Annotated in this window: 14 protein-coding genes; 6 read left to right on the top strand and 8 right to left on the bottom strand. The window is 71.2% G+C overall.

Annotated elements, in window-relative coordinates; genetic code table 11:
• Nucleotides 1–573, bottom strand: coding sequence for a TIGR03086 family metal-binding protein (locus HJG52_RS08630; protein WP_171243226.1), 573 nt, complete (start codon nucleotides 571–573; stop codon nucleotides 1–3).
• 14 nt (nucleotides 574–587) lie between these two features.
• Nucleotides 588–1,637: a sigma-70 family RNA polymerase sigma factor gene (locus tag HJG52_RS08635; RefSeq protein WP_171243227.1), complete on the bottom strand. Its 1,050-nt coding sequence runs from the start codon at nucleotides 1,635–1,637 to the stop codon at nucleotides 588–590.
• Nucleotides 1,638–1,821: 184 nt separating this feature from the next.
• On the opposite strand from HJG52_RS08635, the gene HJG52_RS08640 reads away from it, so the two are divergent.
• The 5 genes from HJG52_RS08640 to HJG52_RS08660 are packed head-to-tail and all read left to right on the top strand — an operon-like array spanning nucleotide 1,822 to nucleotide 6,155.
• Nucleotides 1,822–2,565 (top strand): DUF4129 domain-containing protein, encoded by a 744-nt coding sequence (locus tag HJG52_RS08640; protein ID WP_171243228.1) that lies wholly within the window; start codon nucleotides 1,822–1,824, stop codon nucleotides 2,563–2,565.
• Nucleotides 2,562–3,071 carry a hypothetical protein gene (locus tag HJG52_RS08645; protein ID WP_171243229.1) on the top strand — a complete coding sequence of 170 codons (510 nt, stop codon included), beginning with the start codon at nucleotides 2,562–2,564 and terminating at the stop codon, nucleotides 3,069–3,071. Before HJG52_RS08640 ends, HJG52_RS08645 begins: the two co-directional genes overlap by 4 nt.
• Complete coding sequence (locus HJG52_RS08650; RefSeq protein WP_171243230.1) at nucleotides 3,071–4,066, top strand: AAA family ATPase; 996 nt, start codon at nucleotides 3,071–3,073, stop codon at nucleotides 4,064–4,066. Before HJG52_RS08645 ends, HJG52_RS08650 begins: the two co-directional genes overlap by 1 nt.
• Nucleotides 4,063–5,631 carry a DUF58 domain-containing protein gene (locus HJG52_RS21575; RefSeq protein WP_171243231.1) on the top strand — a complete coding sequence of 523 codons (1,569 nt, stop codon included), beginning with the start codon at nucleotides 4,063–4,065 and terminating at the stop codon, nucleotides 5,629–5,631. The genes HJG52_RS08650 and HJG52_RS21575 overlap by 4 nt, the downstream gene beginning before the upstream one ends.
• The gene (locus tag HJG52_RS08660; RefSeq protein WP_171243232.1) at nucleotides 5,631–6,155 is read left to right on the top strand and encodes a hypothetical protein; all 525 of its coding nucleotides are present in this window, start codon (nucleotides 5,631–5,633) and stop codon (nucleotides 6,153–6,155) included. Before HJG52_RS21575 ends, HJG52_RS08660 begins: the two co-directional genes overlap by 1 nt.
• A gap of 154 nt (nucleotides 6,156–6,309) precedes the next feature.
• Here the strand turns inward: HJG52_RS08660 and clpX are convergent, their stop codons facing one another.
• Complete coding sequence (gene clpX / locus HJG52_RS08665; protein WP_346767642.1) at nucleotides 6,310–7,590, bottom strand: ATP-dependent Clp protease ATP-binding subunit ClpX; 1,281 nt, start codon at nucleotides 7,588–7,590, stop codon at nucleotides 6,310–6,312.
• 348 nt (nucleotides 7,591–7,938) lie between these two features.
• Here clpX and HJG52_RS08670 point away from each other — a divergent pair, with 348 nt between their 5' ends.
• Nucleotides 7,939–8,991, top strand: coding sequence for a TerC/Alx family metal homeostasis membrane protein (locus HJG52_RS08670; RefSeq protein ID WP_171243233.1), 1,053 nt, complete (start codon nucleotides 7,939–7,941; stop codon nucleotides 8,989–8,991).
• 163 nt (nucleotides 8,992–9,154) lie between these two features.
• Here the strand turns inward: HJG52_RS08670 and HJG52_RS08675 are convergent, their stop codons facing one another.
• The 5 genes from HJG52_RS08675 to HJG52_RS08695 form a co-directional block, all read right to left on the bottom strand.
• Nucleotides 9,155–9,733, bottom strand: a complete 579-nt coding sequence (locus HJG52_RS08675; protein WP_171243234.1) for a hypothetical protein — start codon at nucleotides 9,731–9,733, stop codon at nucleotides 9,155–9,157.
• 23 nt (nucleotides 9,734–9,756) lie between these two features.
• Nucleotides 9,757–10,380: a hypothetical protein gene (locus HJG52_RS08680; RefSeq protein ID WP_171243235.1), complete on the bottom strand. Its 624-nt coding sequence runs from the start codon at nucleotides 10,378–10,380 to the stop codon at nucleotides 9,757–9,759.
• Nucleotides 10,381–10,665: 285 nt separating this feature from the next.
• Nucleotides 10,666–11,331: an ATP-dependent Clp protease proteolytic subunit gene (locus tag HJG52_RS08685; protein WP_277352120.1), complete on the bottom strand. Its 666-nt coding sequence runs from the start codon at nucleotides 11,329–11,331 to the stop codon at nucleotides 10,666–10,668.
• Nucleotides 11,332–11,343: 12 nt separating this feature from the next.
• Nucleotides 11,344–11,982, bottom strand: coding sequence for an ATP-dependent Clp protease proteolytic subunit (locus tag HJG52_RS08690; protein ID WP_346767643.1), 639 nt, complete (start codon nucleotides 11,980–11,982; stop codon nucleotides 11,344–11,346).
• Nucleotides 11,983–12,163: 181 nt separating this feature from the next.
• Nucleotides 12,164–13,441, bottom strand: coding sequence for an MFS transporter (locus HJG52_RS08695; protein WP_346767644.1), 1,278 nt, complete (start codon nucleotides 13,439–13,441; stop codon nucleotides 12,164–12,166).
• Between the last annotated feature and the right edge of the window lie 124 nt (nucleotides 13,442–13,565).

Genomic DNA, 13,565 nt, shown 5'->3' on the forward strand with positions numbered 1-13,565 from the left:
TCAGCGGCGGCCGGTGTGGGCGAGCAGGCGGGTCTGGGGGGATGCCGTGTCGGGGACGTCGACCTCTGCGCCGAACCGCGCGGGTCGGTCGAGGTCGGTGACGTGGTCGCGCGCCACCGGCCACAGGTCCATCGCGAGGGCCGGAGGGATGGGTCGCCGCGAGCCGGTGGCCTGCGCGACGTCCCACCCGTGCAGCGTGATCTCCAGCGCCCCGACGGCCCCGAGCAGCTCACGCGGCAGTGCGAGGTCGCCGAGCCCGACCGAGCCGACGGGCTCCGGGTGCCAGTGGCCGAGCAGGGTGCAGGCGCGCCACCGGATCCGGTCGACCACGGCCATTCCCTCCAGGCCCGACGGGGAGGGCGCGAGCGACAGGGCGGGCGCCGACGCGGCCGCCGCGAACGCGTCGAGGGAGTCGTCCATGTGCCGCAGCAGCGCGAGCAGGTCCCACTGTGCGCACGGTGTCGCGCGGTCGAGGTGCTCGGCGCGCACCTCGGCCAGGACCCCGCCGGTGTAGGCGATGGAGCGTTCCAACAGCTCGACGGCTCCCGGTGGTCGCGCCGGACCGGTCGCCATGGACATCACGGCGCTCACCCGAAGCTGACGGGGTGGTCCGCCGGCAGCCGCGCCGGCAGACCGAACTTCTCGAAGAGCTTCTCGTCGAAGAAGGCCGCCACGTGGCTGACCTTGCCGCCCTCGATCGTCAGCACCTGCAGGTGGAACGGCGTGAACGTGCCGTCGTCCTGGCGCATGTAGAGGCCGAACGCCGGCTGCCCGTTCGCGGTCGTCGCGACCATCGGCATGTCGTGCACGCCGCCGGGGCACTGGGAGTCGATGAGGCGCCCGATCGCGTCGGCGCCGGAGTACCAGCCGGTGAACGGCGGCATCTCCCAGATGGCGTCGGCCTTGAGCATGCTCACGATGGCGTTGATGTCCTTGTCCCAGAACGCCTGGACGTAGCGGTCGAGCAGCTCGCGCCGGTCCTCGGCCAGGTCGTCCTCGACGGTGTCGGCCGTGACGTGGGCCTTGGCGATCTGGGCGTGCGCCCGCTGGAGCGCGGAGTTGACCGCCGCCTCGGTCGTGTCGAGCGCCTCGGCCACCTCGGCGGCGCGCCACCGCAGCACGTCGCGCAGGATCAGCACCGCGCGCTGACGGGCCGGCAGGTGCTGGAGGGCCGCCACGAACGCCAGCCGGATCGTGTCACGCTGCGCGACGATCGCCGCCGGGTCGGACTCGTCGGTGCCGACCAACGGGTCGGGCGCGGGCTCGAGCCACGAGATCTCGTTCGACGCCACGACCTGCTCCCCCGGCTCGCTCGCCGGCGCACCCAGCCCGGTCGGCAACGGCCGCCGGTCCTTGCCCTCGAGGGAGGTGAGGCACACGTTCGTGGCGATCCGGTAGAGCCAGGTGCGCACCGACGATCGCCCCTCGAACGCGGCATACGCCCGCCACGCCCGGATGTAGGTCTCCTGGACGAGGTCCTCGGCGTCGTGGATCGACCCGGTCATGCGGTAGCAGTGCGCGGTGAGCTCGCGACGGTAGGTGTCGGTGAGCGACGGGAAGTCCTCGGTGCGCCGTTCGCGCGTCTCCGGCTCTCGCAACTCCGTGTCGCGCAGCTCCGTCTCGCGTACCTCGGTCATGGGTCTCCTCGCGTGGTCCCGGCGTGTCCGTGCGAACTCAGGTCAGCCTCGCACACCCCTACCGACCGGCGCCGCCACGAAAACTCATCGCTCGCGGCACGACTTCCGTGAATTGGTAACGAACCGGACGCAGCGGCCGCAAGGGACTACCGCCGACCTGCGCAGATGCCTAGGGTCGAGGACCGTGACGAGGCGCGGGTGGACCCTGGGGGTGGCGACGGCGGCGACGCTGCTGCTGTCCGCGTGGGTGGCCGCGGCCGGGCCGGTCGGCATCTTCGCCGCGCAGAGCATCTCCGGCAAGGAGTCCAGCGCGCCCGGCGAGGAGTACGCCAGCGGCGCCATCCGGAGCGGAGCGGCGGTCAAGACCCGGGCCGGCACGACGCACACCGACAGCCTGATGACCGCGATCGTGTCGTGGGTGCTCACCATCGTGCTCGTGGCTGTGGTGGTGTTCGTCCTCGTCGCGGTCGTGCGCTCCATCCGCGACACGCTCGCCCGGCACCGGGTCGACCCGACCGAGGAAGGCGCGGGCAGCGAGCTCACCCCCGAGCGCCTGCGCGCCGCCGCGCAGGAGAGCGAGGAGCTGCTCGCCCGCGGCACCCCGAGCAACGGCGTCATCGCCGCCTGGGTCTCGCTCGAGGACGCCATCACCTCCGCGGGCATCCACCAGAACGAGGCACGCACGCCCGCCGAGATCGTGACCGCCGTCATGCGTTCGTATGCCGTGGACGCGGGTGCGCTCGACCGGCTCGCCTCCCTCTACCGCGAGGCCCGTTTCTCGCGGCACGAGGTGGGCGAGGACATGCGCGACCAGGCGCGCACGGCCCTGCGGCAGGTCACGGCCGACCTCGCTCGGGCCGAGGCGCCCAAGGCTGCCCGGCCTGCGCGCGCCGGCGCGGGCGGACCCTCGGCGGGAGGCGTCCGGTGATCGCCCGGATCAGGGGCCTGGCACCCACGAGCCAGCTCGTCCTGGCCCTCGGCGTCGCCGTCGTCATCGGCGCCGTCGTGACGCTCGCACCCGGGACCCTCAACGTCGCCACGCTGCTGGCCTGCCTGGCCGTGCTCGCGGCCGTCGCCGTCCTCACCCAGTGGCTGTGGCAGAACCACCGCGGCACCGACTGGTCCAACGCCTTCACCGACCCCCATCCGCCGCGGGGCACCGACCCCCGCGTGAACCGCCTGGCCGCCCGCGTCGACGCCGCCGTCGCCGGTGATGCCGTCGCCCAGACCGAGCTGCACGACCAGCTCCGCACGCTCGCCGAGGACCGCCTGCGCAGCCGCCACGGCATCGTCCTCGACGGCGGCCCCGACCACACCGAGCGCGCCAGGGCCGCCCTGGGCGCCGACCTCACGGCATACCTCACCAATCCCCCGACCACCCGGCTCGACCACGCCCGCGTCGCCGGGTACCTCACCACCCTGGAGGAGCTCTAGTGAACGACACCCTCGCCCTGAGCGGCGTCTCCGAACGCGCCAACGCGATCCTCACCGAGGTCGAGCGCGCGGTCGTCGGCAAGCGCCGCAGCCTCGAGCTCGTGCTGTCGGGCATCCTCGCCGGTGGGCACGTGCTGATGGAGGACTTCCCGGGGCTCGGGAAGACGCTCGCGGCGCGGTCCTTCGCGCAGGCGCTCGGGCTCGACTTCGCGCGGGCGCAGTTCACGCCCGACCTGCTGCCGAGCGACCTGACCGGGTCCTTCCTCTACGACCAGCGCACCCACGAGTTCACGTTCCGCAAGGGGCCACTGTTCACCGGTCTGCTGCTCGCCGACGAGATCAACCGCACGCCCCCGAAGACGCAGTCCGCGCTGCTCGAGGCGATGCAGGAGGGACAGGCCACCGTCGAGGGCGAGACCTTCCCGCTGCCCAAGCCGTTCCACGTGCTCGCCACGGCGAATCCCGTTGAGTACGAAGGGACTTACCCGCTCCCGGAGGCTCAGCTCGACCGCTTCCTGCTGCGCGTCTCGTTCGGCTACCCCACCGCGAACGAGGAGTGGGAGGTGCTCCAGCGGCGCATGGACCGCCGACAGGAGGAGCAGTCCGTCGCGCAGGTCACGGACGCCGAAGGCCTCATGGCGATGCAGGCCGCGGTCGAGCAGGTCACCGTCGACGAGGGCGTCGGTCAGTACTGCGTCAAGCTCGTCGCCGCGACGCGCAACCACCAGAGCCTGCTCATGGGCTCCTCGCCGCGTGGCTCGCTCGCGCTGCTGCTCACCGCCCGGGCGTATGCCGTCGTGCGCGGTCGCGACTACGTCACCCCCGAGGACGTCAAGGCCGTCGCCCACGCCGCGCTCGACCACCGCGTCACCGCGCGGCCCGAGCTGTGGATGAACGACGTCTCGGCCGCCAGCGTCATCGACTCGCTGCTGACCTCGGTGCCGACGCCGGCCGCCACGGACGGGGGCCAGCGGACCGGTTTCGAGCGGCCGTGAGCCAGAGCCCCACGGCCGCTGGCACCTCGCCGGGCGAGGCGGCCGCTGCCGGTACCGGTGCGGGTACGGCCATCGGCGCCGAGACTGCCGGCGGCGAGGCTCCCGGCGGTGACAAGGCTGTTGGCGGTGACATGGCTGCGGGCGGCACGGAGGCCGTGACCGCGAACCCGCCCCCTGCGGGTTCGCGGCTGACCGCGACCTGGCGCGCCACGCCGGCACAGGTGCGGGCGACGCTGGTCGGGCTGCTGCTGCTCGTCATCGGACTGCTGCTGCGCCGGCCGGACGCGATTGCGTTTGCCGCGCCCCTGCTGGTGATCGCTGCCTGGGCCCTGGCCACCCGACCCGAGCGCGCACCCGTCGTGCATGCCTGGGTGCGCCATACCGTGCTGCGCGAGGGGCAGACCACCGCCTGGACCACGACCGTCGAACGGGGACCAGGCGTCGAAGAACTCGGGGTCAGCCTGTTGCGCACTCCCTTCGTGCGGACCACGCCGACGAGCCGTGCGGTCGCGGCGGCGCTCTCGCCGACGGGCACGACGGCCCGGCTCGACGTCCTCGCCCAGAGCACCCGGTGGGGTCACCGCACCCTCGGACCTGCGAGCACCGCCGTCTCGGGACCGTTCGGCGCCTTCATGTGGCAGCCCGAGCCGGTCCGCTCCGCACCCGTGACCACGGTGCCGCTGCCCGACCACTTCTCCGCCCGCACAGCCGTGCCCCACCCCGACGGTCTCGTCGGCCGCAGCCGGTCCGCCCACCTGGGCGATGGCGGCGAGCTGGCCGACATCCGCCCGTTCCGGTTCGGTGACCGGTTGCGCCGGGTGCACTGGCCGGTGTCGGTCCGCACCGGCACGCTGCACGTCACCGCCACGCACGCCGACCAGGACAGCGAGATCCTCCTGCTCGTCGACGCCATGCACGACCTGGGTGCCGACACCGGTCTCACCGATGCCGGCCTCGCCGACGAGGAGCGCCGCACGGGCACCAGCCTCGACAACTCGGTCCGCGCGGCCGGTGCCATCGCCGAGCACTACCTGCGCACCGGTGACCGCGTCGGCCTCATCGTGCTCGGCACCAAGGACCTCCCGCCGCTCGCCGCCCGGGCCGGCAACAACCACCTGCGCCGGGTCCTCGACGTGCTCGCCCGGGTGCGCCCCGGTGACAACACCGTGAGCGATGAGAAGCGACTCCGCTCCCAGCTGCGACACCGCGTCGGCGCGGGCACCCTCGTCGTGCTGCTGACGCCCGCCGTGTCGACCGACGTCATCGCCCACGCGGTCTCGCTGTCGCGGCGCGGCCTGTCCGTCGTCGTGGTCGACACGCTGCCCGCCGAGTTCGCGACCCCTGACCTGCCGCCCGAACGGCTCGCCGAGCTCACCGCCGTCGACGAGCACGCCAAGGGCGCGCCCCTGGCCTGGCGGCTGCGGCTCATGGAACGCGAACGTGAGCTCACCCGCGCCCGCGAGTCCGGCGTACCGATCGTTCCGTGGATCGGCCCCGGCACCCTCGACCTCGTCCTGCGCGACCTCGGCCGCCGCGCCCGCGCCCCGAGGGTGGTGAGCCGCTGATGCTGTCGCGCTCCCAGGCCGTCCTGCGTGCTCTGGTCGTCGTGGCGACCGTGGGCGCCTGCGCCGTCACCCTGGCCGCGTCCCTGTCACCGCTGTGGATCGCGGCTGCGCTCCTCGTGGGGCTGTCGGTGTGGGTGGCCCTGAACCCCTCGTCCCGGCTGGCGTTCGTGCTGGTCCTCGGGCTCGCGGTCCACTGGCTGGTCACGGTGCCGGTCCCCCACACCACCAGCGCGTGGCTGCTGACGCTCGTCACCGCCGTGCTGCTGCTGGCCGTCCACCTGTGTACGTCACTGGCCGCTGCGCTGCCGCCGCAGGCGCCCCTGCCGGGCCTGACCATCCGGCGCTGGACCCGGCGCGCCGCGCTCGTCGTGCTTGCCTGCTGCCCCGTGTGGGCGGTGTCGGTGGCCGTGTCACGCACCGGTGAGCCCGGCCGAGGCACCTTCACGTATGCCGCGTTGGCCGGCACGGCGCTCCTCGCCCTGGCGCTCTGGCTGGCGTCGCGCGAGCAGCCCCACCCCAGCTGACCCCGCCCGCCCCAGCTTTTCCGCGTCATGCGCGAACCTCGGGTTCGCTCGCCATTGTGAGCCGAGCGAACCTCAAGCTTCCCGAGCGAAGTGGCCGGTATGCCGCGGCGGCGACCACGCGGCATACCCGCGGGTGGTGCAGGCGACCGGACGCTCAGGCGGAGCGCTTGCGGGGCCGCTTGGGCTCCTCGTCGCGACGCACGATCGTCGGCAGGACGTTCTCGAGCACGACCTCGCGGGTGACCACGACCTTGGCGATGCCCTCGTCGCTCGGCACGTCGAACATGACCGGGAGGAGCACCTCCTCCATGATCGCGCGCAGACCGCGGGCGCCGGTGCCGCGCGTGAGCGCCTGGTCGGCGATGGCCTCGAGGGCGTCGTCGCTGAACTCGAGCTCGACGCCGTCGATCTCGAACATCTTCTGGTACTGCTTCACCAGCGCGTTGCGCGGCTCGGTGAGGATCGTGACGAGCGCGCTGCGGTCGAGCGGGCTGACCGTGGTGATGACGGGCAGGCGGCCGATGAACTCGGGGATGAGCCCGAACTTCATGAGGTCCTCGGGCATCACGTCACCGATCGACTCGGCGAGGTCCTTCGGCGTGTGCAGCTCGGAGCCGAAGCCGAGGCCCTTCTTGCCGCTGCGCGACTCGATGAGCTTCTCCAGCCCGGCGAACGCGCCGCCCACGATGAACAGGACGTTCGTCGTGTCGATCTGGATGAACTCCTGGTGCGGGTGCTTGCGGCCACCCTGCGGCGGGACGCTGGCGGTCGTGCCCTCGAGGATCTTCAGCAGCGCCTGCTGCACGCCCTCGCCGGACACGTCCCGAGTGATCGAGGGGTTCTCGGACTTGCGGGCGATCTTGTCGACCTCGTCGATGTAGATGATGCCCGTCTCGGCCTTCTTGACGTCGTAGTCGGCGGCCTGGATCAGCTTGAGCAGGATGTTCTCGACGTCCTCACCGACGTAGCCGGCCTCGGTCAGCGCGGTCGCGTCGGCGATGGCGAACGGGACGTTGAGCATCTTGGCGAGGGTCTGCGCGAGGTAGGTCTTTCCGCAGCCGGTCGGTCCGATGAGCAGGATGTTGGACTTGGCAATGTCGACCGACTCGACGTCCTTCTTGGCCGTGCCGGCCGCCTCGCCCGCCTGGATCCGCTTGTAGTGGTTGTAGACCGCGACGGCGAGCGCCTTCTTGGCGACGTCCTGGCCGACGACGTAGTTCTGGAGGAAGTCGAAGATCTCGCGCGGCTTGGGCAGCTCGTCCAGGCCCAGCTCGGAGGACTCGGCGAGCTCCTCCTCGATGATCTCGTTGCACAGGTCGATGCACTCGTCACAGATGTAGACGCCGGGGCCGGCGATGAGCTTCTTGACCTGCTTCTGGCTCTTCCCACAGAACGAGCACTTGAGCAGGTCGCCGCTCTCTCCCATGCGTGCCACGCGACGATCCTCTCCACCGGGGTGCAACTGGCTTGCTCCGACGCTACCCGCCGGACTACTCCATTTTCACCATTGAATCGCCGTTGGTGCGCCCGGGTCAGCCCTTGTCCGCTCAGGGCGGAAGCCGTCGCCACCGACGCAACCATCCAGTGCGCGCACAGACGTCGCGTATGCCGCGTGGCCGCCGCGGGTTTGCATGTCGCCGCAGGCGTTTCGTAGAATTGGCAACGAGGGGAGTACTTCCCAAGTTCGATCCGGTCATTACGAGAGCCCCATGGCGATCCCGGGTCGGCACCGCCGGTCGGCGGTGAAGGAGACCTCAGACCCATCGTGATCTGAGGTTTTTTGATGCTCTCGTCCCTGCTCGCTGCTGGTGGCTCCGGCGGTTCGGCCGCCGTCTCGTCGATCGGCACCCCCGTGTTGTGGGGTGCCAGCATCGCCGCCGTGCTGGCGCTGGTGCTGCTCGACTTCCTGCTGACCCGCAAGCCGCACGCCGTGTCCATGCGTGAGGCCCTCGGCTGGTCGGCGTTCTACATCGCGCTGCCGGTGGCATTCGGTGTCTTCATCTGGAGCCGGTACGGCAGCCAGATCGGCCTCGAGTACTACACCGGCTACCTCGTCGAGAAGTCATTGTCGGTCGACAACCTGTTCGTCTTCATGTTGGTGCTCGCGGCGTTCGCGGTGCCCAAGGAGCTGCAGCAGCGGGTGCTGCTCATCGGCGTCGTCGGCGCGCTCGTCCTGCGTGGCATCTTCATCGCGCTCGGCGCGCAGATGCTGGCGAACTTCGACTGGACCTTCCTGCTCTTCGGCCTGATCCTGCTCGCCACCGGCGTGAAGCTCCTGCGTGACGCCGTCAAGGGCGACGAGCACGAGGTCGACCCGAGCAAGCTGCGCTCGGTGCGTCTGATCCGCAGGTTCATGCCGGTCACCGACGACTACCGCGGCACGGCGATGACGGTGCGCTCGGCCGGCCGCCGGGCCCTCACCCCCCTGGCCCTGGTGACCGTCGCGATCCTCGGCACCGACATCGTCTTCGCCGTCGACTCGGTGCCCGCCGTCTACGGCATCACCGGCGACCCGTACCTCGTGTTCGCGACCAATGCCTTCGCCCTGCTGGGCCTGCGCGCGCTGTACTTCGTGCTCGAGGGCGCGCTGTCCAAACTCGTGCACCTCGGCTTCGGCCTGGCCGCGATCCTCGGGTTCATTGGCGTCAAGTTGGTGCTGCACTGGGCGCACGGCATCTGGGCCTGGGTGCCCACCGTGCCCACGCTGGCCTCGCTCGGCGTGATCGTCGGCATTCTGGTCGTCGTGACGCTGACGAGCCTGCGCGCCAGCCGCAGGGCCGAACTGGCCGCGGCCGAGGATGAGCTCGTCGGCGCCGGCGAGGCCGAGCAGAGGTAACCCACCTCGCCACGCCGTGTGGCCGGGGCCGAACGACAGCCCCGGTCACCGGTCACCGGCCACCGGTCACCGGCCACCGGCCACCGGCCACCTTCCCGCTTCATGTCCCGCAACATGCCGTCGCGGACGCTCCACCAGCGCATGTTGCGAGACATGAACGCGTTCAACGAGGGTCGCGGCGGCGGCGCTCGTGGCCGCGCACCAGCACCACCACCAGCCCGGCACCGAGCAGCAGCGCCAGAGCCATCCCTCCGAACACCGGCCACAGCCACGTGTTCTCGCCCGGACCGCCGGTGGCACCCACCGGTGCGGCCGTCGGTGGCCCGGTCTGCTGCTCCACCTGCGCGACGATCCCGCTGGCGGCCTGGGTGTTGCCGGCGCAGTCGCTGCTGACCAGCTGGCCGTCCCGGTGGTTGCTGAACACGACGTACTCCCGGCCGGGTTGCAGGACCAGCCCGCAGGAGCCAGGGTCGTCGGCCACCCACGTGGTGGTGGTCGCAGTTGCCTTGTACACCGACCGCACCGCCAGCTCGTACCGCGCCGCTCCCTCGGGCGACCACTTGCTCTCCCCGTGCGCCGACACCACGCCCGCGGTGACCACCGTGTCCGCCTGCGAGACCGCGTCGGGCACCGCGAGCGCGGCGCACGAGCACGCCCACGCCTTCGAGGTGGGCAGCACCAGCAGCGCCAGGAACAGCGTGACCACGACGAGCAACGACCGCCTCATCCGCGCCTCACCCACCGCCCCAGTGTCCCGCTCCCCCGTCACCGCGACCACTGGTTGCGACGGCCGCGAGCCACGGCGACCAGGACGGCACCGAGCAGCAGTCCGAGTGCCACACCCCCGACGACCCAGGCCCGCGACTGCTCCCGCGTCTCCAGGGTCTGGGTGACCGGCTCGACCCGCGGCTGGTCCTTCGTCGCCGGGTCCGGGGCTGCCGGAAGGGCCACCGGCTCGTGGCCCGGTCCGGCAGCAGCCTCCACGTCGGCTACGAACGCAGGAGTGGCCGTAGCGGTCCCGCCGCACAGCTCGGCGAGCGTTCCAGCGCCCTTGGACTCTCCGAACACGACGTACTCGCGGCCCGGCTCCATCCCCTCGAGCCCGCACGAAGCGCCACTGCGCGGTGACTGCACGACCGCCACCCGCTCGACCGAACCCTGGTAAGCCGTGCCGACGGTGAAGGTGTAGTTCACGGGGTCCTTCGACGTCAGCACGGGGCCGGACGGGACATCCTCCACGCCGGTCAGGGTGCCGCGGAACACCACGTCCGCCTTGGCCACCGCCTGCGCGGGCGTGAGGGCTGCACAGGAACACGCCCAGGCCTTGGAGGTGGGCAGCCCCAGCAGTGCCGCGAACAGGGTGAGCACGACGAGCAGCGACCGTTTCATGCCGCTGTGACGCAGCCCGCCCTCGACTCGCTCCGCCGTCCTCAACGAGTCCGACCGCAGCCGGGTCCCGAGTCTTCGGAAGAATTTCGCCGCTCCAACGTAGGGATTCTTCCGAAGACTCGCGGCAACTGGGCCCAGGCACAGGTATGCCGCCCACTCGCGTGAGTGGGCGGCATACCGGATGCGTGTGGTCGGGGCTGGCTCAGTCCTCGGCGCCCTCGGTCGGCCTGAGCGAACCGCCCCTGCGGGCCTCGCTCGTCCCTCGCTCGGGTCCTCGGGGCTGTCTCAGTCCTCGGCGGACGCCTTGCGGGTCTGGAGGACCTCGTCGATGAGGCCGTACTCCTTGGCCTCCGCGGCGGACAGGATCTTGTCGCGCTCGATGTCCTGGCGGACCTGCTCGACCGTGCGGCCCGAGTGGGACGCCCAGGTCTCCTCGAGCCACTCGCGCATGCGCAGCACCTCGTTGGCCTGGATCTCCAGGTCGGACGCCTGGCCGCCCACGCCACCGGCGAGCGCCGGCTGGTGGATGAGGATGCGCGAGTTCGGCAGCGCGAACCGCTTGCCCTTCGCGCCGGCCGACAGGAGCACCGCGGCAGCCGACGCAGCCTGGCCCACCACGAACGTCTGCACGTCCGGGCGGATGTACTGCATCGTGTCGTAGATCGCGGTCATCGCGGTGAACGAGCCGCCCGGGCTGTTGATGTACATGAGGATGTCACGGTCGGGGTCCTGGGACTCCAGCACGATCAGCTGGGCGATCACGTCGTCGGCCGAGGCGTCGTCCACCTGCACACCGAGGAAGATGATGCGGTCCTCGAACAGCTTGGTGTACGGGTCGAGCCGCTTCATGCCGTAGGACGTGCGCTCCTCGAACTGCGGCAGGATGTACCTGCTCGACGGCCCGGGAACGTGCAGCCCACCGTGCATGGCGGGGTTGGTGTTGGCGTTCATGAAGTCAGTTCCTCACTTGTCCCCGGTGACCGGGTTGTCGTCGTCGGACCCGGCGCGGCCGCCCGCCTGCGAGGCGCTGCTGAACACGTGGTCGACGAAGCCGTACTCCTTGGCCTCCTCCGCGCTGAACCAGCGGTCGCGGTCGGAGTCCTTCTCGATCTGCTCGACGCTCTGGCCGGTGTGCTCGGCGATGAGCTGGGCCATCTGCTGCTTGACGAAGAGCATCTGCTCGGCCTGGATCTTGATGTCCGAGGCGGTGCCGCCGATGCCGCCGGAGGGCTGGTGCATCATGACGCGGGCGTGCGGGGTCGCGTAGCGCTTGCCCTTGGTGCCGGCGGAGAGCAGGAACTGGCCCATCGAGGCCGCCATGCCCATGGCGACGGTCGCGACGTCGTTGGGGATCCACTTCATCGTGTCGAAGATGGCCATGCCCGCGGAGATCGACCCACCGGGGCTGTTGATGTACAGCCAGATGTCCTTCTCGGGGTCCTCGGCCGCCAGCAGCAGCAGCTGCGCGGCGATCGCGTTGGCGTTGTCGTCACGCACGTCGGAGCCGAGGAAGATGATCCGCTCCTTGAGCAGACGGTTGTAGATGTGGTCGTCCAGGCCACCCTGCGGGGTCTCACCCGCTGCGACGATCTCGCTGCTCACTCGTGTCTCCATCACTAGAACTCGTGGTGCTGTCAGTGACCCTAACGTGGGGCGCCCACGGCAAACTCCCCGAACCCCGTCCTGTTCGCCCTGAGCGCACAGCGCTCAGGGCCCGGCGCGCGAGCCGGCATACCTCCCCCTCCCGACGCACCCTCATGCCGAGGTATGCCGGGTGGCCGGCTCAGTGTGCGCGCGCGGCGTCCGCGCCGGGCGCCTCGGCGTCGGTCGGCGCCGCTCCCGGGCGCTGACCGGCAGGCTCGCGGGTCGCCGGGATGACGAGCATCGCGAGCGCGACCATCCCGGTCACCACGAGCAGCGCCCGCAGGACGGTGAAGTGGTCGCCGAGGAAGCCCAGCAGCGGCGGCCCGGCGATGAAGGCGGTGTAGCCGATCGTCGCGACGACCGACATGCGGGCACCGGCGCGCTTCGGGTCATCTGCGGAGGCACTCATGCCGACGGGGAAGCCGAGCGAGGCACCCACGCCCCAGATGGCGGTGCCGAGGTAGGCGACCACCGGGTTGCCGAAGATCACCATGATCGACCCGACCGCGGCCATGCCCAGCGTCACCCGCAGCACGGGCACGCGGCCGTACCGGTCGAGCAGGCTGGTGCCGACGATCCGGCCGAGGGTCATGAAGCTGAGGAACACGGCGAACGCCAGCACGCCCGCCCAGTTGGGGACGTGGTGGCCCTCGACGAAGGCGACCGAGATCCAGTCGTTCGCGGTGCCCTCGGTGAACGCCGACGCCAGGACGACGAGGCCGATCATCAGGGTGCGGGGCTCGAGCCAGGCCGAGCGCGGCTTGGCGGGGCGGCCCGAGGAGGTGTCCTCATCGGCGGACGAGTCCTCGTCGGTGCTCACCTCGACCGAGCGCGGCAGGAAGGCACGCACACCCCAGGCGCCCAGACCCGCGGTCAGCGCCACCGCGCCGAGGAAGTGCGGGACGAGCGGCACCGCTGCCCACGACATGAGCGAGCCGGCGAGGGCCGCGAGGACCGTGCCACCGGAGAACGCCGCGTGGAAGTGGGGCATGACGGTCTTGCCGAGGGAGCGCTCGACGGCTGCGCCCTCGAGGTTCATCGCGACGTCCCAGAGCCCGACACCCAGGCCGAGGAAGAACAGGCCGGCGGCCATCAGCGGCCTTGACTCGAACACGTCGACTGCCACGCCGACGAAGACCAGCCCCAGGCAGGAGATGACCATGCCGGTGACGACGGTGCGGGCCGCGCCGATGCGGTCGGCGACCCGACCGGCGAACGGTAGCGCGAGCACCGACCCGCACGACGCGGCGAACAGGGTGAGCCCCAGCTGCCCGGCGCTCAGCCCGAGGGCCGCCTTGGCGTCCGGGATCCGTGACGCGAAGGAGCTGAACACCACGCCGGCGAGCGCGAAGACGACCAGCACCGCCAGCCGGGCGCGGCGGACTCGGGTCAGGTCGGGGGCGATGGTCTGGGTCACGTGCGGGACTTTCGGTCGGTGTGTGCTTGCGTCTGCGGGAGTGGTCGCCATGGCAGCCAGTCCCGCGGACGCCAGGACGGGCGGCGAGGTCGAATCGATTCGATCGAATCGATTCGATAGTGTG

This window comes from Knoellia koreensis, from assembly GCF_013041615.1.
In the GTDB taxonomy this organism is placed as follows: Bacteria; Actinomycetota; Actinomycetes; order Actinomycetales; family Dermatophilaceae; genus Pedococcus; species Pedococcus koreensis.